The organism is Pseudoalteromonas peptidolytica, from assembly GCF_012641745.1.
GTDB classification, from domain to species: Bacteria; Pseudomonadota; Gammaproteobacteria; order Enterobacterales; family Alteromonadaceae; genus Pseudoalteromonas; species Pseudoalteromonas peptidolytica.
The window spans coordinates 1-25,933 of record NZ_WEHZ01000026.1 but is presented as its reverse complement, the minus strand read 5'-3'; the positions used below and the strand labels follow the sequence as shown (position 1 = coordinate 25,933).

The 25,933-nt window shown below is 42.0% G+C and carries 20 protein-coding genes and 1 pseudogene; 7 read left to right on the top strand and 14 right to left on the bottom strand.

The features are described from left to right. Nucleotides 1-78 precede the first annotated feature (78 nt). Nucleotides 79-282, top strand: coding sequence for a DUF2897 family protein (locus F9Y84_RS15925; protein ID WP_125253834.1), 204 nt, complete (start codon nucleotides 79-81; stop codon nucleotides 280-282). A 108-nt stretch (nucleotides 283-390) separates the two neighbouring features. On the opposite strand, the gene F9Y84_RS15920 is transcribed toward F9Y84_RS15925, so the two are convergent. After that, nucleotides 391-1,548 carry an endonuclease/exonuclease/phosphatase family protein gene (locus tag F9Y84_RS15920; RefSeq protein WP_147389102.1) on the bottom strand — a complete coding sequence of 386 codons (1,158 nt, stop codon included), beginning with the start codon at nucleotides 1,546-1,548 and terminating at the stop codon, nucleotides 391-393. A gap of 165 nt (nucleotides 1,549-1,713) precedes the next feature. Here F9Y84_RS15920 and F9Y84_RS15915 point away from each other — a divergent pair, with 165 nt between their 5' ends. Beyond that, the gene (locus F9Y84_RS15915) at nucleotides 1,714-3,759 is read left to right on the top strand and encodes a response regulator (protein WP_147389101.1); all 2,046 of its coding nucleotides are present in this window, start codon (nucleotides 1,714-1,716) and stop codon (nucleotides 3,757-3,759) included. Between the two features lie 29 nt (nucleotides 3,760-3,788). On the opposite strand, the pseudogene F9Y84_RS15910 reads toward F9Y84_RS15915, so the two are convergent. The 3 genes and pseudogenes from F9Y84_RS15910 to F9Y84_RS15900 all read right to left on the bottom strand — a co-directional run bounded on the left by F9Y84_RS15910 (nucleotide 3,789) and on the right by F9Y84_RS15900 (nucleotide 8,279). Further along, nucleotides 3,789-4,774: pseudogene (locus tag F9Y84_RS15910) on the bottom strand (ATP-grasp domain-containing protein). 163 nt (nucleotides 4,775-4,937) lie between these two features. Beyond that, a complete protein-coding gene (locus tag F9Y84_RS15905; RefSeq protein ID WP_147389100.1) occupies nucleotides 4,938-6,227 on the bottom strand; it encodes a Glu/Leu/Phe/Val family dehydrogenase in 1,290 nt (429 codons plus the stop codon). Between the two features lie 78 nt (nucleotides 6,228-6,305). Further along, complete coding sequence (locus tag F9Y84_RS15900; protein ID WP_147389099.1) at nucleotides 6,306-8,279, bottom strand: UvrD-helicase domain-containing protein; 1,974 nt, start codon at nucleotides 8,277-8,279, stop codon at nucleotides 6,306-6,308. A 510-nt stretch (nucleotides 8,280-8,789) separates the two neighbouring features. Here F9Y84_RS15900 and F9Y84_RS15895 point away from each other — a divergent pair. Next, nucleotides 8,790-10,976, top strand: coding sequence for a carbohydrate binding family 9 domain-containing protein (locus F9Y84_RS15895; RefSeq protein ID WP_147389098.1), 2,187 nt, complete (start codon nucleotides 8,790-8,792; stop codon nucleotides 10,974-10,976). An 11-nt stretch (nucleotides 10,977-10,987) separates the two neighbouring features. Here F9Y84_RS15895 and F9Y84_RS15890 read toward each other — a convergent pair whose 3' ends face one another. Both F9Y84_RS15890 and F9Y84_RS15885 read right to left on the bottom strand, forming a co-directional pair. Beyond that, on the bottom strand, nucleotides 10,988-13,036 hold the full coding sequence (locus tag F9Y84_RS15890) for a winged helix-turn-helix domain-containing protein (protein ID WP_167508222.1): 2,049 nt from the start codon (nucleotides 13,034-13,036) through the stop codon (nucleotides 10,988-10,990). 215 nt (nucleotides 13,037-13,251) lie between these two features. Continuing rightward, a complete protein-coding gene (locus tag F9Y84_RS15885; RefSeq protein WP_147389096.1) occupies nucleotides 13,252-13,707 on the bottom strand; it encodes an HPP family protein in 456 nt (151 codons plus the stop codon). A gap of 110 nt (nucleotides 13,708-13,817) precedes the next feature. On the opposite strand from F9Y84_RS15885, the gene F9Y84_RS15880 reads away from it, so the two are divergent. After that, the gene (locus F9Y84_RS15880) at nucleotides 13,818-14,354 is read left to right on the top strand and encodes a TetR/AcrR family transcriptional regulator (RefSeq protein WP_147389095.1); all 537 of its coding nucleotides are present in this window, start codon (nucleotides 13,818-13,820) and stop codon (nucleotides 14,352-14,354) included. A 32-nt stretch (nucleotides 14,355-14,386) separates the two neighbouring features. On the opposite strand, the gene F9Y84_RS15875 is transcribed toward F9Y84_RS15880, so the two are convergent. The 7 genes from F9Y84_RS15875 to F9Y84_RS15845 form a co-directional block, all read right to left on the bottom strand. Continuing rightward, on the bottom strand, nucleotides 14,387-14,626 hold the full coding sequence (locus F9Y84_RS15875; RefSeq protein WP_125253825.1) for a hypothetical protein: 240 nt from the start codon (nucleotides 14,624-14,626) through the stop codon (nucleotides 14,387-14,389). Between the two features lie 133 nt (nucleotides 14,627-14,759). Then, nucleotides 14,760-15,638 (bottom strand): heme o synthase, encoded by an 879-nt coding sequence (gene cyoE / locus F9Y84_RS15870; protein WP_147389094.1) that lies wholly within the window; start codon nucleotides 15,636-15,638, stop codon nucleotides 14,760-14,762. A gap of 13 nt (nucleotides 15,639-15,651) precedes the next feature. Continuing rightward, the gene (gene cyoD, locus F9Y84_RS15865) at nucleotides 15,652-16,011 is read right to left on the bottom strand and encodes a cytochrome o ubiquinol oxidase subunit IV (RefSeq protein WP_128732182.1); all 360 of its coding nucleotides are present in this window, start codon (nucleotides 16,009-16,011) and stop codon (nucleotides 15,652-15,654) included. After that, nucleotides 16,011-16,631, bottom strand: a complete 621-nt coding sequence (cyoC, locus tag F9Y84_RS15860; protein ID WP_128732181.1) for a cytochrome o ubiquinol oxidase subunit III — start codon at nucleotides 16,629-16,631, stop codon at nucleotides 16,011-16,013. The genes cyoD and cyoC overlap by 1 nt, the downstream gene beginning before the upstream one ends. A 3-nt stretch (nucleotides 16,632-16,634) precedes the next feature. Continuing rightward, nucleotides 16,635-18,617 (bottom strand): cytochrome o ubiquinol oxidase subunit I, encoded by a 1,983-nt coding sequence (gene cyoB / locus F9Y84_RS15855; protein ID WP_147389093.1) that lies wholly within the window; start codon nucleotides 18,615-18,617, stop codon nucleotides 16,635-16,637. Between the two features lie 2 nt (nucleotides 18,618-18,619). Beyond that, the gene (gene cyoA / locus F9Y84_RS15850) at nucleotides 18,620-19,480 is read right to left on the bottom strand and encodes a ubiquinol oxidase subunit II (protein ID WP_373865576.1); all 861 of its coding nucleotides are present in this window, start codon (nucleotides 19,478-19,480) and stop codon (nucleotides 18,620-18,622) included. A gap of 736 nt (nucleotides 19,481-20,216) precedes the next feature. After that, nucleotides 20,217-20,648: a hypothetical protein gene (locus tag F9Y84_RS15845; protein ID WP_225740695.1), complete on the bottom strand. Its 432-nt coding sequence runs from the start codon at nucleotides 20,646-20,648 to the stop codon at nucleotides 20,217-20,219. Nucleotides 20,649-21,043: 395 nt separating this feature from the next. Here F9Y84_RS15845 and F9Y84_RS15840 point away from each other — a divergent pair, with 395 nt between their 5' ends. Further along, entirely contained in the window at nucleotides 21,044-22,678 is a 1,635-nt protein-coding gene (locus tag F9Y84_RS15840; protein WP_147391356.1) for a methyl-accepting chemotaxis protein, read from the top strand. Between the two features lie 276 nt (nucleotides 22,679-22,954). Here F9Y84_RS15840 and F9Y84_RS15835 read toward each other — a convergent pair whose 3' ends face one another. Then, nucleotides 22,955-23,410, bottom strand: coding sequence for a flavodoxin family protein (locus F9Y84_RS15835; protein WP_125253819.1), 456 nt, complete (start codon nucleotides 23,408-23,410; stop codon nucleotides 22,955-22,957). Nucleotides 23,411-23,491: 81 nt separating this feature from the next. Here F9Y84_RS15835 and soxR point away from each other — a divergent pair, with 81 nt between their 5' ends. Then, entirely contained in the window at nucleotides 23,492-23,995 is a 504-nt protein-coding gene (soxR, locus tag F9Y84_RS15830) for a redox-sensitive transcriptional activator SoxR (RefSeq protein ID WP_147391355.1), read from the top strand. A 16-nt stretch (nucleotides 23,996-24,011) separates the two neighbouring features. Continuing rightward, a complete protein-coding gene (locus F9Y84_RS15825) occupies nucleotides 24,012-25,796 on the top strand; it encodes a DUF885 domain-containing protein (protein WP_147391354.1) in 1,785 nt (594 codons plus the stop codon). The last annotated feature ends 137 nt before the right edge of the window (nucleotides 25,797-25,933 follow it).

Below are 25,933 nucleotides of genomic sequence, written 5' to 3'. Positions count from 1 at the left end.
AATAATATCAACAGTCGAGGTAAAATGCCCACCTATTTCAAAACAAATTTGAAAATTTACTATTTTTAAGGAGTTACCATGGGTGAACAGCTCGAGACTTGGCAAGTTGTGTTAATTATCGTCGGTGTGCTGGGCGTCATTTGGAGCAATATCGCTTTACTCAAATACTCGGCAAAGTTTGAAATGAAAAAAAAGATCGATGATCAGCTAAAACCATTTGAGCCAACGTCGCCTGAAAAGGACAGTCAATCTTCACATAACAAGGACACAAGAAAGCCGTAAAGCGAGTATCCAGATCATAACGATACCAATACTCGCCCAGCAACCGCTCAGTAAGAACGTGTTTGCTTTCTATTTAGTTTGATAAACACCTGGTTGTAAAAGTGATTGTTACTTTAATTCAAGGTCAAGCCACACCAAGCGATGATCTGAGCTAGCATGGCGGCTTTCAACTAATCGATATAGTGGATCCGTGCTACTAGGCCAAAACACGCCGCTGTCTAAAACACGAACGCCATATTTTGAAGGTAAAACATAGTCGACCCGAGCTCCCCAATGAGCAGTGTAACTGCGACTATATTGCGCTTCACTATGCTGCTTGCCCCCTTTACTCACCGGCTCAAAAGCAGAGAACACATAGTGACTTTCTAATAGCTGTTCGATTACACCAGGACGATGTTTATCGCCTTGATCTGCAGCATTTAAATCGCCCGCAATCACAAATCGTGTTTTCGCTTTTAGGCCACCATTTACACCACTATCATCATAAATATATTCACTCCGTTTTGGGTCTATATAGTCCGCCATCAGTCTAATTTCATCGTGATTTCTGTTGCCATTACGGTCTTCTTCACCATCAAATACTGGAGGGGTTGGGTGCATAGCAAGGAAATGAAATACCTTTCCATTTACGTCAATTGGCAGATCCCAATGTGACTTCGAGCTTAATCTTAAGACTTGCCACTCGTCAGCATGATAAAAAGGTGAGTTGCTTTTTGGATCTATGGCTTTTTTATAATTGGGCATATCCTTCCAAAGGAAATTTTGCAGTGTCCGCACTTGGCTATTTTTTATAGGATACTTAGACAACACAACCATACCGTATTGCCCTTCATAAAGGCCAAAGCCCTGCGCATCTCCAGCATAACGCGACTTTTTACCATCGTTGTCTAAATCAAATCGTGTTGGTAAGCCTGTGTTAACCGGTGCGATATAAAAGTATGGATATGATATCGGCTGCTGACCATGCTGACTTTTGTCCAAGTAGTTGTTCATAAATGCCAGCACGCCCTTCTCTGGTTCAGCAATGTAGTCAAACTCATTAAGCAGAATGATATCTGGACGAACACGTTGAATGATCTCTGCGATGTTTTTTATTTGCTGATGTTGACCGTCTTGAAGTAACTTGCTTAGTTTCTCTGGATCAAGGGGTTCACCTTGCTGTTGATAGTTCGTCGCTTCCATGCTGACATTGAAAGTTGCCACCCGAAGCGTTTGAGCACTCGCAAACGACGCCATAAATAAAAAAGCTATACTGATAAATTTCATCTATTCACCTAAATAGTAGTGATAATCCCGCATCGCTTATTTTATTCATAATCTATTGAAAAACGGAAGTTATCTCGACAAAGTAGCAAGATTTATTGTTGGCAAGTTAGCAAAGAGCAGTTAAAGTTAAAAGATTACCTTAATTACACCAACGATGTGAAATTTGTGAGTATTTTAAAAAGGCTACATCTGATCACAACAAGCCAAGAAACCACATTCGATGAAAAAGTTACCGCACTGCTCAGTCTAGGGCTTGATGTATTCCAGCTCGACATTGCTATCGTAAGTGAAATAAACGCCAATATTTACACAGTAAAACATGTTATTACGCCGGATAATAGTCTGTCTGTTGGTACCACATTTGATTTTTCAGATACCTATTGTTGGCACACTTTCAAAGCAGATAGTGCGCTGGCTTTCTCTCATGCAGGAAACAGCCAGATCGCAACACACCCCTGCTATATACACTTTGGCCTAGAAAGTTACATTGGCGCTCCCATCATTGTTGATGGAAATCGATATGGTACAGTGAACTTTTCTTCCCCTGATGCTAAACCAGATAGTTTCACTCAGGAGCATTTAGATTACGTCAGCTTGTTAGGACAGTGGATTGGCGTTGAGATTTCACGTCAAAAAACATTAAGACAACTACAGCATCGCTCTGAAGCACTTGCAGCAATGAGTCGATTAGCAGATATTGGCTCTTGGGAAGTAGATTTTAAAAAAAATAAAGTCTACTGGAGTCAACAAACCCGAGCCATTCACGGCGTATCAGAAGAGTTTGTACCGACGCTGGATAATGCCATTGCTTTTTATAAACCGGGCTCCCATCAAAACGATATAAAGCAAGCGATTAATGACGCAATTTCCTCTCGAACAAAGTGGGATATTGAGTCAATTATCATAGACGCACACGGTAATGAAAAGTGGGTTGCCTCTCATGGGCAGGGGGAATATGAAAATGGTGAATGCGTTAGAGTTTTTGGTGCAATTCAAGACATTGATGAGCAAGTTAAACTACGTTTAGCCTTGGATCAACAAAGAAAAGAAGCTGAGCAGCTACTTAAAACTCGTAGTGACTTTATTGCTAAGATAAGCCATGAATTGCGTACTCCGTTGAATGGACTTGTAGGCATGCTTCAAGCATGCCACAAGGAAAATGATATTGATGCGATACAAAGTAACTTAACAATTGCCCGAAATAGCGCGGATATGTTGATCACCCTGATCAATGATGTATTGGACTTTAGTAAGCTTAATAGCAATAACTTAACGCTGGACAATATGCCGTTTGACTTAACGCAACTGGTTACCCAAGTTGTTGGCTTATATCATCCAGCTAGCCAAGAAAAAGGGCTGGCCATCAATGTACACATGAACAAGCTAGCTAACCTTTGGCTGTACTCTGATCCTACCAGAATAAAACAAATTCTCGCGAATTTGGTCAGTAACGCAATAAAATTCACCCAAGTCGGATGTGTTGATATCTATGCCGACGTCTTAACAGAAAACGAACAACCCGTGCTTCAATTACGTGTCTGCGATACTGGTATTGGGATTTCCGATGAGAACCAAAGTTTGCTTTTCCAGCCTTTTAGCCAAGGTGACCCCAGTATTAGTCGCCGCTTTGGTGGTACAGGGCTTGGTTTATCCATTGTGTTTGAGCTTTGCAATCTATTTGACGGCGATATACAAGTCTCAAGTGAAGTCGACAAAGGCAGTACGTTCACCGTTACTTTTCCCGTCGATTTTGCAAAGCAGCGCGAGAACGATGATACCGAGCCTTGTCCTGTATCGACAGCTAATATTTCCTTAGCCGGATGTAAGATCTTACTGGTTGATGACAATCAGATTAATGTATTAGTGATGGAAAAGTTATTGCAACAATTTGGTGCGGCTCAAATTGACATGGCATATGATGGTGTGAAAGCTGTAGAGGCGTGCCGTAAAAATCACTTTGATATTGTTTTTATGGATTGCATTATGCCCAATATGGATGGCTTTGACGCAACTAGAGCCATACGTAAACTCAATAGTAACACACAATCAATACCGCACATTATCGCTTTGACAGCCAATACATCAGAGTCGGATAAGCGAGCATGTCTAGATGCGGGCATGGACAGTTTTTTATCCAAACCAATCCAAATTGACGCGCTAAAAACGGCATTAACAGCAGTTAAAGCTGTGAGCACAGAAGAAACACGGTGATTGATTTCATCGTGTTTCTCGAAACACATCTAAACAGTTAATTGTTCACTTTTTGCGTGAGTTGCAGAGGCTTTTTTCACGCCATTGTTATTTTTCGATACTTGGCCTGAGCGGTTGAAGATGCCAAGTCGAATACGAATAAAGTGCAAAATCTCTCTTGCAACATCTATGTCAACAGCCTGCTCAAGCCCTTCAAAACCTGGACTTGAGTTTGCCTCGCATATTTTGAAGTGCTCTTCATCAAACAATAAGTCAATACCCGCTACGTCTAAGTTTAGGATATTAGCCGTCTGCGTCGCTAGCCACTCTATTTCTGGAGTAATAGGATGAGGGCTTCCAGTGGCGCCGAGGCTCACATTGGCTTTGAAATTTTTACCACCTGAATTTCTCTCCATATATGCCACAGCGCGGCCACCAATAGTTAATACTCGTAAGTCTCTACCATGGCTCGATTTGATGAAGCGTTGTAAAATGATATTCGCCTTAGGGTTAGTCGCCTCAATCTGCTGCATCAAATCGTCAAATTCACCTCTTGATTTGGACAAAAACACCCCACTGCCCTGAGAGCCAGATAATGTTTTGATCACCACCGGGAAACCGATTTGCTTCTCGACTAGCTCTATATTAACTGGAAACTTAACCAACATGGTTTTTGGCGTAGGTAGATTCTGTTCAGCTAATATCTGTTGGGCATATAATTTATCTTTAACGGTTTCAATTGATTGTGACGAATTAAAGCAGTGCACACCCAAACGCTCAAGGTGACGAATAATAGCAAGGGTAAAGTATGTGGTGCCAGCACCCATTCTGGGTAGCACAAAGTCAGGCAATGCAACAGGTTGCCCATCGATAAGAATGCTTTCTTCGTCTTCCCTAGTAACCAGAAGATCAAACCGATCCGGTGAATACACTTGAAGATCGATACCTTCTTCTTTTGCTACCGCCATCAACCTATCTCGTAGATTTCAGGTTTCACTAAATTGGCAGAGTCTTTATAGATGATCCAACCGCGCATACAAATTACCCCTTGAAAAACAGATAACCAGAGCGACATCTACAATATAATGTAAAAACACTGCTTGACAGTAAGTGCTATCGCCCTATAAACAAAAGCGCGATTATGTGGATTCACCTAAAAACAGTACAGCAAAAAAAATTTATCGACACAATCTAAAAAACTACTCTCGATTTTCGAAGTAAGACTGTGTCCCATGTGCCTGTAATGCGCTTTGTATTCGCTGTAATGCAAGCTTATACACAGCGTCTCTAATGTCGAGCCCTTCCTCTCGGTTTAGCTCCCATGCTTTATCAAAAGCATCCTGCATGTAATTGGCCAGTTTATCGTTCACAACTTGTTCATCCCATGCTTCTCCTTGGCGATTTTGGCACCACTCAAAGTAGCTCACAATTACCCCTCCAGCATTCGCCAAAATGTCAGGGATCACCATAATGCCGCGATCATTTAAAATGGGATCAGCATCTGCTTCTACCGGACCATTTGCAATTTCAACAATATAATTTGCAGCAATGGAGTCAGCATTTTCTTTTGTTATAGCGCCTGCTAATGCTGCTGGAACAAGAATGTCAACATTCAAGCTCAGCAATTCATCGTTACTAATGACATCATGTTCAACACTTTCACACACAGAGTCTTTACAATAAACCGCTTTGAGCGATTTACTGCGCTGCTTTTCTTGATAAACACTTTCGATATCCAAGCCTTCCTTACAGTAAATTCCTCCCTTAGAGTCACTCACTGCAACCACTTTGTATCCAGATTGCTGTAACAGTCGCGCACAATGATAGCCACCATTACCAAACCCCTGAATTGCCACTGTTTTGTCCGAGTTATCCCAGTTATTTTTATTACTTAACTGTTCAATGATTAAAAATGCGCCACGACCTGTTGCTGATTCTCGTCCCGCGCTTCCACCAAAAATAAGGGGCTTTCCGGTGATCACCGCTGGACTTTTCTGCCTTGCAATTTTCTCATATTCATCCATCATCCAGCCCATAATTCTTGCATTGGTATAAACATCAGGTGCTGGAATATCTTGCTCCGGGCCAATGAAATCGGCATTAGCCCTAATATAGGCACGTGCTAGGCGCTCTAACTCCATTGGACTCAAGGTTTTAGGATCAACGGTTACAGCACCTTTTGCACCTCCAAACGGAACACCGACCGCCGCGCACTTGAGTGTCATCCACAGTGCTAATGCTTGGACTTCGCTGACGTTGGTGTCTTGATGAAAGCGGATCCCACCTTTGGTTGGCCCAAGGAGGTCATTATATTGACATCGATGTGCCTCAAAGTAGTCCAACTTACCGTTATCTCTGCGGATAGAGATATTACTAGACAAGGTTCTTTGGGGTTGAGCAAGCGCTTGATACGTTGACTGCTCTATCCCTGTTTTCTCTACGATTGTGTTTACTCTTTTTAACGCGTCTTTTAATAGATCTGTGCTCATCCTCACCTCAACATTGTTAGTGTGATAATAATGGTATGCGTGTAATGTCATAAAAGATCAAGAGTGGATAAACCTTAATCACGCAATTTCTTGTAGAAAATAAGACGGTGACTCATCAGGCTCCAAAAGAAAACACTGCTTTCTTGCTCGAGTTAACGCGACATAAAATAACCGCCTCTCTTCTGCATCTGCATAATTTCCTTTTGCTGGAAGTAACGCCTCTATTATCTCTGGTACTTTTATTTTTGATGGGAATAGGCGTGCTTTAAGGCCAAACACTATCGTGAAGTCGGCTTCTGTCCCTTTAGCGCCATGAAATGTATTGGTACTGATCGCCAGCTGCGGAAATAGTCGACGCCAGTTATCCACCTGCGCTTTATCAGGTAAACCCTTATGGTTTCGAGCAAGTAACAAAACTGATACCGCACCTTCGTTACGTTGCTCAATCAAATTAAGGAGTTGTTGAGCATCCATTATTTCGTCACCACTGGGGACTTTTATAACTCCTTGCCCTTTGATACCTAGTTGGTTTGAACTGAGATCTTTGGCTATTTGCTCAGGATTTCGACATATAAACTCGCAAGCTGTATCCAGAATACTTTGTGGATAGCGAAAAGTTTTATCTAAATAGGTAGTTGTAGACTTTCCAAAATGTTTGGCAAATTCTGTAGTCAGCCGTATATCACCACCACTAAAGCGGTATATTGCTTGCCAATCATCACCTACCGCAAATAATTGGCTGCCAGTTTTTTTATCCAATAACGCTTGAACTAGCTTTGCTCTGACACGAGAAATATCTTGAAACTCATCAACCAAAATATAACGCCAAGGCACTCTAAATTTGTCATTTTCAACATAATGGATAGCACGTTCTAGCATATCATCAAAATCGATACAGGCCTCATTGGTTAGATACAACTGATATTCAGCAAGTACTGCCAGCGGGACCGTCATTTGATGATTAAATCGCATAATTAATGACTCTACTTCTCCCATTATTTGCGCCTGCTTTATCAACGGCAACATTTGGCTGAGTAGTTCAATGACATGTTGGGCTTGCTTTATACCTTGACCATCCAAAAATTGATGAAAGGCTTGTTCAAAGTGTGTTTCTTGTCGCAAAGACTGGATAGCATCAGAGATAAATAGCTTAAACTGCGCCTTATCTGTTGCTAGCGTTGATAACACGGGTTTTGTTCCTGTTACAGCTTCTATGATCTGCATACTCAATGAGTGAAACGTTGAACAATTCAGAGTATTCGCTATGTCATTACAACGTTCTCGCATTTCAGTTGCAGCATCATTGCCATAAGCAAGTAGTAACACTTGATCTGCATTAGCTAGCTTTCGATGCAGTAAATATCCCAATTTTGCCTTGATAACACTGGTTTTTCCAGTGCCTGCAGCAGCCAATAATAGTTGCCTGTCATCTTGAATAATGCAGGCTTTACGCTGTGCGAGAGTCAAAGGGTTGGATTCAACTTGGTCAAAATAGAGCACATCTTGCCCCAAGTAGTACGCGACAAATGCAAACTGAAACTCAGCAATATCATTCTCAGTCCACGATGCAATTTCACGTATCGTCGCCACCATGGGTTCAAGCGCTTTGGGTAATATTCCCTTATCAACCTCTTTCCAACTGCACCATAATGAGCCAGCCACATCAAACACTACTTTTTGTATGCTTTGGCTAAGATAGCGACTACTGAGTAGCGTTTCTATTTTTTTCACTTTGGCATGTAAGTGGTGACCATGATGCCTAATCCAGTGTTGCTGTAATGTCTGTATCAACTCATTCGCACCATGATGTTTTATCAATATCAAATACGTCGCTGTTTCAGTCTGTATTTTGAGTTCTTGATATAACCAACGGCGACTAAGAGTTGGAGGCTGACACATATCACGAAATAACACCGATGTATGTGCAGATTTTGCGCTGAGGAACACCCCCTCTTTTGAATATTTAGCGCCACGGATCCCGTGGAACAACCGGCTAAAAATATGTAGTGCAATCAATTGATAAATCAGACAAGTTAGCTCCCTTACCCACATGCTAGCACGAAACTCAAATTCTCTTTCAATGAAATTTCATCACTTTCGTTACTGTTGCCACATATATAGCGTGAAAAATATTAATCTGCTGTTTTATATACTTTTATTTTAACTCCCACGGTTCGTTTTAGATTGATTAACGAACGCTCAATAAGTCCGCGATGCGTAATTTATAGCCCTTAGCTAAGCTATGAATAAAAAAATACGAAATAGTACCCACTCAAACGCGCTGACGAGAGAAAGAGAAGCTTTTACCGAGCTTTAAACGTGTAAGGGAATGAAATTACAGCAAATTCAAATTTAAGGTCAAGATTAGTAGCACCTAATCACCCCGTCGAGCTGTAGCTCTCTACTTTTACATGCCTTTAATTATTTTTAATATTTTCAATACGCTAGGCATATTTTCATCATAAAAAATCACTACTTTGTCATCTTATTTCGCTGCTTAATCACTTCTTTTTACAAAGGCTGCAGCATGATGAATAGATATTGTGATCAGAGAAAATAACAATGATAAATCTAGTTAATGCTAAACAATGTGTTGCCATAATCACCCTGCTATCAGTCTTTAGCTCGTTTAACGTCCAAGCGAATTGGCAGCAATTTACTCAACCCCCAACCTTTATCCCAAAGGTTACAAAAAAACCCACCATTGACGGTAAGCTTTCAGAACATGAATGGCAGGAGGCACAACACATCAATGACTTCGTTGTGTTTAGACCCAATGTCGGCAATACCCCAGATCATAATATTGAGGCTTATATCAGCTACGATAGTGATTACTTCTACGTTGCGGCGACGATTTATCAGCCTAAAGCCTCGTTAACCGACCGAGTGTTGACGCAAGGCGAATACATGTGGGATGAGGATTATTTTGGACTTATTCTAGACACTAATTTTGACAGAGCAGACGCTTATCTATTCCATGTCACTCCTTCAGGTGTTAAAGAAGATGGTTTAGTTGACGGTACCAATTATATTGCCCAATGGAAAACTCTTTGGTTTGCTAAAACACACATCGAAGAAGATAAATGGTCTGTAGAAATTGCTATTCCAATGCAATCAATTTCGTTTGAGCAAGGTGCTAAACAATGGGGCTTGCAGCTCAGGCACCGCGTAGCCAACCCTAATACACAAATTTATTGGAACCTTAATAACCCGAGTAACTTCGCTTGGCATACTAACCAGCTCGCCCCCATTGAAGGGCTTGAAGGCTTAAAGCAAGGCTTGGGAGTAGAGGTAAAACCGAGCTTGGCACTAAAAGGCAATGACGATGACAGTAAACTCACACCAGCGTTGGACATACTCTACAAAGTGACACCAAATCTCTCTGCGATGCTGACACTCAATACTGACTTCTCAGGCACAGAGGTAGATCAAGTACCGCTCAATATGACTCAATACTCTCAGTACTTCACTGAAAAACGCGATTTCTTTCTACAGGACAGTCAAATTTTTCGATTTGGTGGTATGGGAGATAGCCACGCCAATGGTATGCCTTTTTACTCACGACGTATCGGACAGGGCCGACAATCAGGTATTCTAGATATCAATTGGGGCACCAAATTAACAGGGCAGATTGGTAATACTCGCTTAGGTATTTTAAGCGTAAATCAAGAACAAGATGGTAATCAATCCGAAGAAACACAGCTTAGTGTCGCCCGTGTGACACAGCAAATTGCACAGCAGCATCAAATTGGTGCTATTGTAACCAATGGTAGCCCTGATGGCCAAGCCCAAAGAAGATTAGTAGGCGCAGACTATCGCGTCCAAGGCAATATGCTTGATCAATACCCCTTCGTCACTCACGCTTACTATCAAGAAACGGAAGCCGTTTCAACAGAGGAGATAACCAATGAGGATAACAAGTCTTACGGGGGATCAATAGAGCTGCCAAATGACACATTTTATCTTCGTAGTCGGTATCAATATATAGGTAAAGATTTTAACCCTGCTTTAGGCTTTGTAAATAGGAAGGATCTTCAATTTTACGAGGCGATAAACCACTATCGAATAAGGCCACAGTCGGGGTGGTTAGCAGATAACATTAACTACTACCAATTTACTGGATTTTATTATCTTTGGGAAGACACCCAAGGCAACCGACAAGGGCAAAGCCTTTTTTTACGACCACTGCAAATTGATTTAAAAAATAATGATCACTTCTTTTTCAGTCATAACCGCTATCAAAGGATCTTAACAAAACCATTCAGGTTTACGGATAAGCTCACTTTTATGCCGCAAGAATATGATTATATTCAAAATGAACTGTACATCAGAAGTGCCAATAACAGGCCCCTTTATGTAACTTCACGATTTTTAACAGGGAGTTTTTATGATGCCGAGTTTGAACGCATTAGCCTAGATTTGAATTATCGTCCAAATAAGCATCTATTTTTAAATGTAAGTCGCAATATGTATTATTATCAAAAAGATGGCATCAATGACCAACTTTTTAATACCAGACTTAGTGTTAATCTAGCCTTTAACAGAGAATGGTCTTGGAATACATTATTACAGCACAATGATCAGACCAATAACTTCTCTATTTTCAGTCGCATACGCTTCGAGCCATCACCAGACGAAGTTTATATAGCCAGTATCAACCGAGGTTATAACATAGAAGATGGCTGGCATGAACGTACTGAAAATACGGATGAAACCGCAATCAAATTAGCATATACCTATAGATGGTAAGAGCAGACTCGCTAACGCGCTTGAGTGGTATATAAGTCGCTACTAAACACCCGAGTGCTCGCATAAATTAACTGACCGTCCTTTACATCGAAACCATAATACCCATCAAATGGGTTTTGACTTAAAAATTGTAGGTGACGGTCATTGAGTTTATAAATTGTTAATTCTGCCTCTATGTGGTCGCTTGCATATAACACGCTATCTTCGACTATACCTTGATGAAAATGCTCAACTTCTCCAAGCTGAACCCCTTTTTGCATTTGCCCATTGAGTAAATCAGCCAATGTAAAGCGGTATACGTTTTTGTCTTGATTATAGACATATATAACTTCTCTATTTGCTCTATCTGGCATAATACGCATCCACGATGGTGGCAACTCTGCCACCAGCTGTAACTGCCGATTATATACTCGCACACTGCGGGACGTTTTCTGTTTTACCGTAACAGCAAATAAAGTGTTATTAATCCAAGACTGAGCAAAACCATAACCATCTAAAGAGGTCTGATGGAGCACATTTTTTCGTTCGCTATCCACTATCCATAGCTGATGATTATTATGATTCACCAGCAATAACTTATCATCTGGAGATACTGCCAACTCTCGCAGCCGCATATGCTCATCCATCATAATCACTTGCGCCGCACGTTGTGCTGGTGCTTGGAAATAAATATGGTTGCCACCGGCACGGTTCGAAGTAAAGTAGATCCCTATTTGCTTATTAGCGAACGCAGGAAGTCTCTCGTTGCCGTTACTATTGTCTAATTCAAAACCGGTAAGTCGCCAATTAAGGTCTATGTTTTTGTCGTATGTTGAGTACACATAATCTTTATTATTTGGATGGCGTGCTAGCTCACAGCAAATTCGATCCGTTAAACTCGCGAGCGTACGTTCAGAACCTTTTTGTACATTAATAGATTGCAGTTGAGTTGGCTTTGATGCAGAAACCACAATCACTTGGTCACTCTCATGTCCCCATATACCAAACTCAATTTGCTGATGAGTGCTCCCCAATGCGGTTAATGTGTGAGAAGTGGTATCAAACGTAAAGAACTGACTTATTCCTTGACTGTTGTGAGCTATAAGTAGTAGCTCACTCGAGTCAGCTTTAAGGTCAAGAGAAATAAACTGCCATCCTTTAGGCAATGTTACATTAATAGGTTCTAACCCTGTCGTGAAGTCAACCTTGAATAACGTGTTTTGATGTTCGTGTTGCTTCGGGTGCCCTAGCAGCCAGATCACGTCCTGCCGCGTATCATAAGTAAATTGATGAGACACTAATTTATTACAACCAAGCAGTTGTGCCTTGCCAGCGGCGAGAGTTCGCGTTCCCTCAGCAAAGGGGACTTTGAACCAACCGCATTGCTCTTCTTGGTATCCCGTAAAAATCAGGTGAGTAGAAGTCTGTGCAACTAAAGCATCAATATAGTATGCGCCACTTGCAACCTGTGTACCGACATCATCATACTGATCATTGAGGCGCTTGACCCAAAGTGTATTCCCCTTACCTCGAGTGTCATTGAGAAAACTAACTGACTCCCCACTAGGTGCTACGACCAGACTCCGTTTAGCCCCCATTACTCTAGTTAACACATTATTTTCATTATAATTTAGCTCTGAAGATGCTCGGCTGTTCAGCATCACCAATACAACAGCCAACAAACAAACTAATAAGCTGGCAAGCCCCTTAACTACGTAGTTTGACTTAACGCTTTTTTGATCAGTATCGAGGTGGGATTTTACATCTTTAAGTACAGACGCCTCAGCAATAAAACGATAGCCTTGCTTGGGTACGGTTTGAATATACTGTGGGGATTTAGGGTCATCATTGAGTGTTTTGCGTAAGTTAGCGACTAATTTATTGATGGCATTATCGGTCACAATTACACCCTGCCAAATCACCGTTTGTAGTTCATCGCGTGTGATTATCCGCTTGGGGTTGTCTAGCAGAAATAGCAATAATGATACCGTTCTGGGATCAAGTACAATCACTTCACCCTCGCACGTTAACTCATATGACCCCGTATCAAACAGAAATTGACCAAATTGAATTCGCTCCAAACTACATCTACTCCATGTAAGGTTTATTATTGTTATTATTACCAACAAACATCAACTGTTCGTTTAGTATCAAATAACTAAAAGTTACTTGAATTATTGAGACGTTTTCTTAGGTGTAGTCTATACCAATTGTATGCAGTAAACGAACTATTATAAAAACTGCAGGCTATCATAACCCCGCACGTCGATTAAAGTGCTACTGAGTTTAATTCGCGTCAAGTTGCTACGTTAAGCTTATTTGTGAATAGTAAAGTCGCTTTGCCTACCAGCACTAAGATCACAGCACCAGTGATGACTGGCGTAAATAAAAAACTCCACCCTTCCATTGCTAGCATTATCAATATGGGATTTGCCCCAGCTGGCGGATGCGTCGTTTTTGTTGCCAACATACCAAATACTCCAACGCCTGTTGCAGCTGCCAAGGTGAGTTCATTTACACCAATATATTGCGCAAAAATAATTCCAATTGTTGCAGTAATAATATGTCCAAAAATAACGTTTTTAGGCTGCGCTAGTGGGCTTTTTGGCACACCGAACACCAGCACTGCAGTAGCGCCTAAAGGTGCCATTAAAAAAATATACTCAGCACTTATCGTTTGACTAAACGCCAATATTGCAATGGCGATAAACGCGCCCGCTCCAGCAATTAAAGCAAGTTGTATTTCTCTCATTGTATACGTTCCCTTTCAAAGAAGTAGACAAATCTGTCTACTTCTCAAATGATAGACAAGTTGGTCTACTTCTGTCAACCTATAATCACGGTAATAAACATGGCTGACTGATGAGTACAAAAAGACAACAACTGATCGATTGCGCAATGGAACTGTTCTATCAACATGGCATTCATGCCATTGGCATTAACGAAGTATTAAAGTCATCTGGTATCGCTAAAAAGACTCTGTATAACCATTTTGAGAGTAAAGATGCGTTGGTGCTTGCAACACTTGAGCAGCGACATCACCAATTTATATCTTGGTTATCTGGTTGCCTTGAAGATGTCCAGACCAGCGAAATGCTCGAAAAGCAACTGTTCTTGGCGCTAGATCAGTGGATTAATAATAAGGTGGAGGTACTGGGCGAATTCCGTGGTTGTTACTTTATTAACACAGCGGCAGAATTTGGTGAGCTTACCAGTCCAATTAATCAACTATGCCAGCGGCACAAACTTGCGGTAAAAGCGTTACTCAAACAATCGCTCAACGACGCTGATGATGCCGCTGTCGAGCGCCTGTTTCTATTGGGCGAAGGGATTATTTCAACGGCGTATACCTGTCACGATGCTAGCGTGGCCAAGCGGGCAGCAGAATTCACGAGCTAAACAGCGTGCTATTTGAAGGTTCCACTTTATGCTTATTGCTCAGGTTTATCGCCTGATTTGGGGGCTTTTTTACGTTGTTCTTGTTTGGCTTTCGCGACATTTTTAAAAACAGGTGGTGGAATAGGAAAAAGAGAAATCAGCGGCATCAATGCCAAAAATAAATAGGCGCCTTTTGGCATTTTTTTGGCCCATAGCACGACCTTAAAAAGTAAAAAGGACGCGATAAAAATCGCCATAAATAACAACAATACCTCAGCTATCCCTAAATCCATTATTATCTTCTCATCTATTCAATAAGCTTGATATGGAGATAAAATGGGTAAAAAGCAAGCGACGTAAAACAAATAAGAACGAAAAAAGGCCCTGCGGGCCTTTGGGTTTTAGTTACTTTGGGATAATCTGCGATCAGTACAGCATCGCAGAAACTGTGCTGTGATTATCAATCGCCATCGCGATACTTAGGACTGTGATATTGACTATTGAGAATGCAAATACTTGCCTCGCCCAACCATGTAAATCTGAGTCTCTTTGGTACCCTTTTAGCGCCATCAATAACCACCAAAAACTGGCTGTACAGGCCACCGCCATAAATGCTACACCGGTGTAGCCGCTAAGCAGTAGTAACATCACCACCAGTGCATAAATGGCGATATACAAAACAATATGATGCTTGGCCTTTTCAACACCTTGCGCGACTGGCAGCACCGGAATATTCGCGGCTCGGTAATCGTCAAAACGGAAAATCGCAATGGCGTAAGAGTGCGGCATTTGCCAAAGACAAAACATCAATAATAAAATGGCAGCGCCAGAGTCAAATACCCCGCTTACTGCGCAGTAACCAACCACAGGAGGCACTGCCCCTGACAGGCTACCAACCACAGTGCCATACACTGAGTTTCGCTTCATGTATAAGCTGTAAACACCGACATAAATAAAAAACCCAAATGCGGCAAAACCCAGCGCAATCCAATTGGTGAAATAGGCTAAGAGCCCAAAGCCAGATAATCCGAGTACCAGACTATGTGACAGTGCAGCAACTGAGGAAATTTCCCCAGTTACTGTCACGCGAGTTTTAGTGCGAGCCATTGCCGCATCGATATCCCTGTCGATGACATTGTTAACTACACAACCTGACGCAACGACTAAAGATAGCCCTAGCAGAGTCAATGTAAATAGCAGCCAATCAACTTCACCTCGAGAGGCCAATAAAAAGCCTCCTGCGACTGAAATCAAGTTTCCCATAATGATCCCAGGTTTTGTCACCTGAAAATAACGACGCAGCATGACTACTCTCCTGTTAATACATCATCATGGCGTTCGATTCGTAGATGATCCAGACCGACAGCCCCACTACCATCACAATAATCAACGCACTAAAGATAAAGGAAAGCGTGCTTGCCTTGCCTTCTTCGGTAACAAAATTCAGGTGTAAAAAGTACTTTAGATGCACCCAAATTTGCACTAACGCCGCTGTCACTAACGTCCAAAATGTCGTGCTAGATGACAAGCTGCCACTCATCACGGCAGCAAAAGGAATGGCTGTCAACATAACGGATAGCACAAAACCAATTAGATACGACTTCACACTACCGTGGCTGTCGTGTTCATGCTTATGAACATCAGTCTGTGCTAACGCTTGAGATCCACTATGGCTCATTACATTGCCCCCATTAAATAAACAACAGTAAATACACAGATCCAAACAATGTCTAAAAAGTGCCAGAACAAGCTTAAGCAGCTCAAACGTGTTACCGTTTGTGGCTTAAGACCACGACGTGTCACTTCAATCATCATTACACTCATCCAAATCAAGCCTGCCGTCACGTGCATGCCGTGCAGACCCACTAATGAGAAGAAAGAAGTCAGAAAAGCACTATTTTGCGGTCCATGACCGTGTACTATTAAGTGATGAAATTCATATACTTCCATGCCAATGAACACCGCACCAAAGGCAAATGTCACCGCAAGCCAAGATAAGGTTTGCGACTTTTTCTGTTTGTTTGCCGCTATCATGGCAAAACCAAAAGTAATACTACTTAACAGTAAGGCTGCGGTTTCAACTGCAACAAAACCCAGCTCAAAGATATCTTTGCCAGATACGCCACCTGCGGTGTTCATGTACAACACAGCGTAAGTGGCAAAGAAGGAAGCAAACAACAAACAATCCGTCATCAGATATAGCCAAAAACCAAATACGGTATTTGAACCTGTGTCATGGTCTGCATGCTCGTGAGCATCTTCTAACGCATGCAGCGTAGCGGGAGTAATAGCACTCATGAATTAACCCTCCTGTAATGCACGAGAAAGGTGGGCAGACTCAATCTGCTCAATCTCGTCAACCTGAACATAATAATCAACGTCGCGGGTGTAACAACGTTTAATAAATACCGCGATAGCACTGACTAATCCCACCGCCGCTAACCACCAAATATGCCAAATCATGGCAAAGCAAAACGCGGTCAATGACGCACTGATAAGCACTCCTGCGGGGGTATTTTTTGGCATGTGAATAGGCTGATAGTGTGCAGGTTTTTGGTATGCCTGTTCCTGCTCTTTCATTTCTGTCCAAGCGTCAATATCGTCAACCACAGGAGTTGTCGCGAAGTTGTAGTACTGTGGGGGAGAGTCCGTAGACCACTCAAGCGTATGCCCATTCCACGGATCGCCTGTGGTGTCTTGCAATTGCTCGCGGTTTTTGTAGCTCACCACTAGCTGTACCACTTGGAAAACTATCCCAAACATAATGATAAAGGCACCAATGCACGCGATGTATAGCCAAATGTTCCACTCTGGCGTGTTGGTATGATTAAGGCGACGTGTCATGCCTAAGAAGCCAAGCACATAAAGCGGCATAAAGGCCACAAAAAAGCCAACTAGCCAGCACCAAAATGAGGCTTTACCCCAACGCTCATCAAGCTTGTAACCCATTACTTTAGGGAACCAGTAAGCAAATCCCGCCAGATAACCAAACACTGCCCCACCGATAATGGTGTTATGGAAATGTGCAATTAGGAAAAGACTGTTGTGCAGCACATAGTCCGCGCCAGGAATTGCAAGCAGTACGCCAGTCATCCCACCTACGGTAAAAGTCACCATAAACCCTAACGTCCAAAGGACAGGCACTGTGATCCGTAACCGACCGCGATACATGGTAAATAGCCAGTTAAAGAGTTTTACTCCCGTTGGCACCGCAATGACCATCGTCATGACCCCAAAGAAAGCATTAACATTGGCGCTTGAACCCATAGTAAAGAAGTGATGTAGCCAAACAATAAAGCCCAAAATAGAAATCGCACCGCTGGCATACACCATCGACTTATAGCCAAACAAGCGTTTACCTGTAAAAGTCGAAATAACCTCTGAGAAAATCCCAAACGCAGGCAAGATCAAGATATACACTTCAGGGTGACCCCATGCCCAGAACAGGTTGATATACATCATGGCATTACCACCGGCTTCATTGGTGAAGAAATGGAAGTCCATATAACGGTCAAGCGTTAGCATCGCAAGCAATGCAGTAAGGATTGGGAAAGACGCCGCAACTAGAATATTTGCCCAAGTACAAGTCCAAGTAAAAATAGGCATTTTCATTAGCGTCATGCCAGGTGCACGCATCTTAAATACGGTTACCAAGAAGTTCACGGCGGTGAGCAATGTCCCAAGCCCGGATATTTGCAGTGCCCAAATATAGTAATCAACCCCAACACCCGGACTAAACGACAACTCCGACAAGGGCGGATATGCCACCCAACCGGTTTTTGCAAACTCACCAAATGCCAATGATAAATTGATCAAAATAGCCCCACCCGCTGTCAACCAAAAGCTAAGGTTATTCAAAAACGGAAAGGCAACATCTCTAGCACCAATTTGCAGTGGCAAGATGATATTCATTAAACCAATCATAAATGGCATCGCCATAAAGATGATCATGATCACCCCATGTGCGGTAAAGATCTGGTCATAATGCTCTGGAGGCAGATAACCGGTTGCGCCGCTTGTGGCCATGGCCAGCTGTGTACGCATCATGATGGCGTCGGCAAAACCACGCAGTAACATAATTAATGCCAAGATAATGTACATCACGCCTAGGCGTTTATGATCGATTGAAGTGATCCAATCGTGCCACAGCACGCCCCATTTTTTGTATTTTGTGATCATTGCCGCCACGATTAGACCAACAATCGCCACCACGGCTAACGTCACCATAATGATGGGTTCGTGATAGGGGATTGCCTCGATGGATAATTTACCAAACAACGACATAATTACTCCTCAGCCTTGCCGTGATGTGAATGCGCAGCATGCTCTGGTTTGGCGTAATAGTTCATTTCGCCATGACCCTGCATGTACTTCATAACTATGGTGTGAAATAAGCCCTGCTCTACCGAGCCAAAATACTCAACGGGGTGATATTCTGAAGGCTCTGCCAACTGCGCGTAACGATCTGCGGTTAAGGCGTCGCCGTTTGCTTTAACATCGGCAACCCAGTTATCAAAATCTGCTTTGTCTTTGGTGGCAATGGCTTTGAACTTCATTCCAGAAAAACCCGCCCCACTGTAGTTGGCAGAAAAACCGTTGAACGTTCCCGGCTCGTTAGCAATCAGGTGAAGCTGCGTTTCCATCCCTGCCATCGAGTAGATTTGACTACCAAGCTGCGGAATAAAGAAAGAGTTCATGGTGCTTTCGGAAGTGATTTTGTACTCCACCGGGACATTCGCTGGAAACACCAGTTCATTCACGCTGGCGATGCCTTGCTCTGGATAGATAAATAACCACTTCCAGTTTAGCGATACCACTTGAACGGTGAGATGTTCTCCTTTGCCCTCCAACGGCTTGTATGGATCAAGCGATTGTGTAGAACGCCAGGTGATCACCCCAAGTACAATAATAATCACAATCGGAATGGTCCAAACCACGGCTTCTATTTTGTTAGAGTGGGCCCATTTAGGTGCATAGATTTCGTGGTCACGACCATCTCGGTACTTCCACGCAAAATATAAGGTAAGAATAATAACTGGTACTACAACGAGTAACATCAGTACAGTGGCAATGATGATCAAGGACTTCTCATCCATGCCAATTTGCCCCTTGGGATCCAAAATGCCACCATTACAACCGGTGAGCATTAGCCCCAATGAAGCGAGCGCATAATTCACGACACTACGTTTATTCAATTGATTACCCTTCAACGATAAGCTGCGGCTTATTTATAAAGCACGCTGAGTATCTATTTGTGCGAGCTACGCTGCACAAGTTCGAATTGCACTGTATCTATTAGGAAATATATTAGTGAAGGGAAACGCTTCGTTGATACCAGTCACTAACCTATTTACCAAATAATTGATTGATACAGTAAACGGACAATCACATAACCAAGCCTACAACTCGCTCTAAAAGGACGATAAGTAGCCGATTAATGTAATTGAAAGTGAATTGCTGACTGCTGATCTGCAAAGTGCAAATTGTTCCAATTTGATTAATTAAGTGATCGATTTAGAGACGAGAGCACTTTGTCGATAACACCGCAAAAAATTTGCTATTTAGTTGTTCTAAATAAACAATTTTTAACGCAATTAGCGTCAGGAGTCCTCGTTCAAATTGAACAAGCGTTAAGACAAATTGATATTAAGCACATTGGATCTAATACCAATTATCTTGATTAAGTGGTCTATTTTTAAGCGAGAAAATCTTGTCCATAACTCAGCTACCGCGTCCTGCTGTCGCTAAGGTACCTACATCCATATAGGCAAGGCAAAAATTTTACTATTTAGTTGTTCTAAATAAGAAATTTTACGCTGTAGGCGTCAGATTTATGCTTTCAAATTGAGCAAGTATTAAGTCTAATTGGTATAAATATTGCGATTACGCAAACAGACAGCGGTATCTAAAAGGAGGAGCACGACAACCATGTGCGCTGGGCGCCGGTTGAGGGTGTATAGCCTCTGTAGAGGCGAATACCATTTTGCGTAGCACGATGCCAGCGCGTGTAGGCAAAATAGTATGGAAAACTAACCAATAAATACCAACCAGCAAGTGTAATGATAAAATAGGCTGAGCCAAAAACGCTCCGAGCATCACCACAAGAGAGTCTGGTAACGAATTATCTGCAAATAATGCTTCTAATTCAGCTACATCACCTAACATACCACTGAATAATAATACTGAGTTGGCTACCATTAACAGGCTAAGTACCGCAGCAACACGCCCAAATAACCAAACACGCGACGTGGTACTTCCTGAAACGGCAGTATCACTAACGACTGGTTTATCTGTAGCAAAGCTGTGTGAGGGCACGGATAGTCCTGATCTTTAATTGGGCTTAGTTAGTTTTGAACTTTCAGTTTAAACTGAAAATTCGCGTCGAAGTATAACAAAGTCGAAATGTGATTCAAGCGCTTTATGCAATGATCTACATCAATTTATCCTGCTTTAGCTCACTGCTCAGTTTTTTATTGAATAAACTTAACAACCCCCTTTATACCAATTTTCGCAACAGTCAACATTCACAATCCTTTACAAAAAATCATTGTTAACATTTGAGCTATCTATCAAATAGATAGTCACCTCTGTGACTGGATAGATTATTACTTCTTTACTCAGAGTATTTATTTTTGCGCTGCTCTCAGTATGATCGGCCACCAATTGACATCGCTGTCAAAACTATCAAACCATTGTTATTAGGGGATCTCATGAAGCAGATGAATAAATTATTAGGTTTAATGAAAGTGCCCAGTAAACTCAGGCTTAGCCTAATTTTATCTGTTGTCATCATTGCCCTCGTTAAACTTTCTTCAGCGCTTGCTTTACGAGATAGTTTAACTGAAGAACGACGTACTCATGCAAAAAATCTAATAGAGAATACCATTTCGCAACTTAATATGGTTGCCACTGAGACAACTCTTAGCGAAACACAAAGAAAAGAAAAAATCAAAAAGCTCATTAATGCAGCGCGCTATGGTGACTCAGGTTACTTTTTCTTGTTTGACCTACATGGCAACATGGTGACGCATCCTATCAAGCCAACACTCAATGGTGCATCGATGGTACGGCATGACAAGAGTTTTATTCGCGAAGCATTTAGTCAGTTTGTTGTGATTGCTAATCAAAACAAACAGGGGTTTGCACAATATAAATGGCCAAAACCGGGGACTCAAAAGCTGGAGAGTAAGCTTTCTTTTATTGCTAATCTAAACCACTATAACTGGGCTATCGGCACTGGCATTTACCTTGAAGACGTCGAAGCACAGTTTCATGACCAGCTTATTTCCATGACCGCGGAAACCCTCGGCTACGCTATATTGCTTATTTTCCTCTCTAGCTTGATAAGCAAAAATATTACCAAGCCTTTGGACAAGCTTACCCGTACTATGGGGATCATTTCGTCACAAAAAGATCTGACAATTTTACTTAAAAGTGAAGGCAGAGATGAACTTACACAAATGGCCATTGCATTTAACCACATGAATGCACACTTTCGTGATGTGCTTCACGATATTAATGGAAATACGCACTCTTTAGCCTCTCAAGCAGAGGAATTATCCTGTATTACCGAGCAAATCCAAGCCGGAATTGCCCAGCAAAATACTGAAACAGAATCGGTACAAAATCAGATGCTTTCTTTGAATCAGGTAGCCCAATCGGTCAATCATGAATCTAAACGCGCCCTTGATAAAGTAATGGCAACAACAGAACTTACCACTAAAGGACTGGCGCATGTAGACGAAAACGTATCAGTCATAGACCATGCCTCTCAGAGCGTCGACTCAGCACAACAAGCAGTGCTAGACCTGCAGCGCTCATCAACGGAGATAGGTGTGGTACTTGATGTCATTAAAAAAGTAGCAGAACAAACCAATTTATTGGCATTAAACGCAGCCATAGAAGCAGCAAGAGCCGGAGAACAAGGCCGTGGTTTTGCCGTGGTTGCTGATGAGGTAAGAACACTCGCTCAACGGACACAACAATCTACCGATGATATTCAAGCCATTATAAATAGTCTACACCATGGCGTCGCCACGACCGTTGAAGAGATGCAAAACTGTCGTACAGCTTCCGAGAAAAGCCTTAAAGTCAGTTTGGAATGTAAGCAAGCACTAGAGCAAATAAACCACTCTATCGCAACCGTAAATGATATTAACCTCGATATCGCCAAGTGGAGTGAAAAGCAATCTGAAGACATCAATGAGATGACAACCAATATTAGCGGCATTGCAACTATCGCAAACCAAACTGCTCTTGGCGCTGAGCATACTAAAGCATCAAGTCAACAATTAAGCGAAATGTCGCAGCGACTATCGCAGATGGTCAGTGAATTTAAGGTATAGTTTGATCTCTGCCCACATACGCGGAAGCACACACTTGCGCGCATAAAATAATTTAACTTGAGGTCTGGATAAGGAATGTTCCAACTCATTGTTGCGAAAGCACAACCACGGTGATGAAATACCCAATCAGAAAAACGGCTCGGCGGATAAACCGCCTATTATCGGATTAGATCCACACCAAAGAAGCTGCTTTACGCAGCGATCTTTAAAAAACCCTCACACTTCTTGATATACACACCTGTCATTAAACTATTAGCCCAGCAAAATCTACAAAAATTAATCAGCATAAGGGTAATGCACGTGACGCTGCTCTTGTAGTGTCATACCTAAATATTCAAATGTGCCCACCAGCATCTCAGTAAATGGTGCTGGCGCTTGTGCTTGGCATGAAGTTGATAAGATCGAAAAATGTTTTTCGCGCAAGGCTCTTAATTCTGGTTTAAGCGCTTCAATATCCATAAAGTCCGTGATCCTATCAACAAATGCTTTCATCCTTGGCGTTACGGCATACCAATAAACAGGTGATGCAAAAATAATATGATCAAACCCGAGCACCCATCTAAATAGGTTTATAAAGTCATCATCGCTGTGAGAATGTTTGTAGCAATACTCCCCTATTTTGTAACGGTCTAGGTAGATAAGCTCAGCACTTTTTTCTTCTGCTAACGCTTTTGCTGATTGGTAAGTATTTCCATTTGGGTTTGAGCTTGAGTAAATAACGATTGTTTTCATAATGTTCAATTCCAGTTGCACTATTAATAAATTGGGTGCTACCTTAAAACCTCACCTTAAGTTGAGGTAAAGTACTATTTTATGAAAACTGAAAAATTATTAAGAGATGAGCCAAACTTGAGTGTTGGTAAGGTTGCAACCAGAGCAGATGTTGCCGTTTCTGCATTACATTTTTACGAAAACAAAGGATTGATCCGCAGTTGGCGTAACAATGGTAATCAACGTCGCTACAAAAAAGACGTGCTACGTCGTATTGCCATTATTAAAGCTGGGCAGAAAATGGGGATCACCCTTGGTGAAATAAAAGATACGTTAGATACCTTGCCCGATTCAAGAACACCAACCAAAGAAGACTGGGCAAAATTATCAACAGCATGGCAAATGAAACTAGATGAAAAAATCGCCTATATGCAGCGCTTACGTAGCTATGTGGACGGCTGTATTGGTTGTGGCTGTTTATCGATGAAGTCCTGCCCCATCTATAACCCGGGCGATATTGTTGCGACACAGGCCAATGGTGCCGTGTGGTTAGATGAGCCAGACAAAGCAAATAAAGCGAAATCTTGTTATGATAACGAAAACTAATAAATAGGACACAACAATGAAAAAAACTGCCTTGTGTATGGCACTTGCCATGGCAATGGGCCTAGCTGGCTGCACCGCGCCGTCTTCTTCTACAAAGACAGTAGCACTCACGGAAGAACAAACTGTGGTGAAAAACCAACAATTTGCTCAGTTTTCAGAGCAGTTTATTGACGAACTTTGGCAACAATATCCTGAAGCCTCCTTGTGGGCAGGTTTCGGTAAATATGACGACTTAATTACCATACCAACACAGGCTAGCCGCGACGCCAATGCTGCGTTTTCAAAAACACAGCTGGCAAAATTACAGCAATTCGACCTATCACAGCTTAGCAACAGTCAAAAAATCGACTATCACTTGATTGAAAATCGCCTACAGCGCGATATTTGGCACATCGAAACGTTTAAAAGCTGGCAGTGGAATCCTTCTTCTTACAATGTTTCCTATGGCTTTGCTACTATTTTGAACAGCCGCTTTAAGAGTGACGATGAAAAGTTAAAGCTGGTATTAAAGCGCCTTCAATATGTTCCCGCCTATTATGAAGCTGCACAGAGTAATATTCATAATCCAACCCTTGAATATACCCAACTTGCGATTTCACAAAACCAAGGAGCATTTAGCGTATTAAATGATGAGTTACTTGATAAATTAGCGACTTCATTGCTTAGCGCAGAAGATAAAGCACTATTCAAACAACGCTTTGCAGCTGCCAAATCAGCGATCAACGGCTATGTTTCTTTCCTCACTAACCTTGAAAAAGAGTTAAGTGAAAGCGGCAACGCGCGCTCCTTTAGAATTGGTGAAAAGTTATACGAAGAAAAGTTCGCATTTGATATACAGTCAGGGTATACAGCAAAACAAATGTATGAAAAAGCACTTGCTGATAAAGCCCGCATTACCGGGGAAATGGTGCAGATCACAGATCAGTTGTGGTCGAAATATTTTGCCGATACACCTCGCCCACAGTCAGACAGAGATGCCATTGCAACCCTTATCAAACATCTGTCAGTCAAACACGTTAAACGTGAGGATTTTGTCTCTGAAATTAAGGCACAAATTCCAGAGCTTGAGCAGTTCGTGAAGGAAAAAGATTTAATCACGCTCGACCCTGAAAAGCCATTGGTTGTGCGTGAAACACCAGAATATATGCGTGGTTATGCTGGCGCCTCGATCAGTGCACCAGGGCCGTATGACAAAAAAGAAAACACCTATTATAACGTCACTCCCCTTGACTCAATGAGTGAAGAACAAGCTGAGTCATACTTGCGTGAGTACAACCATTGGATCCTACAGATCCTCAATATTCATGAGGCAATACCGGGTCACTATACTCAGTTAGTTTACGCTAACGAATCCCCTTCTTTGATCAAGAGCCTTTTAGGTAATGGTGCCATGGTCGAAGGCTGGGCAGTTTATACTGAGCGAATGATGTTAGAAGAAGGCTATGGCAATTTCGAGCCTGAAATGTGGTTAATGTACTACAAATGGAATCTGCGCGTTATCTGTAACACTATTTTAGATTATGACATTCAAGTCAATGGCATAGACAAAGAAGCGGGCTTAGACCTGTTAATGAATGGTGCTTTCCAAGAGCGCGCTGAAGCGGAAGGTAAATGGCGTCGCGCAACATTAAGTCAAGTACAGCTGACCAGCTATTACTCTGGCTATCGTGAGATTTACGACTTCCGTGAAGCACAGAAAAAGGAGCTTGGTGAAGCATTCGACCTTAAGGCGTTTCATGAAGAGTTTTTAAGCTTTGGCAGTGCCCCGGTGAAGTATATTCGTCAACTTATGACAAAATAATACCAATTTTCTTAATTAACCCCAGCTCGGGATAAGAATTTAAAAACTAGGGAACTATATGCCTGTTCCAAGATCAGATCTTTCGACCAAAAAAGAAAGTGACCCAGTAAGGAACAGGCATGAATAAGTTAGTTGAG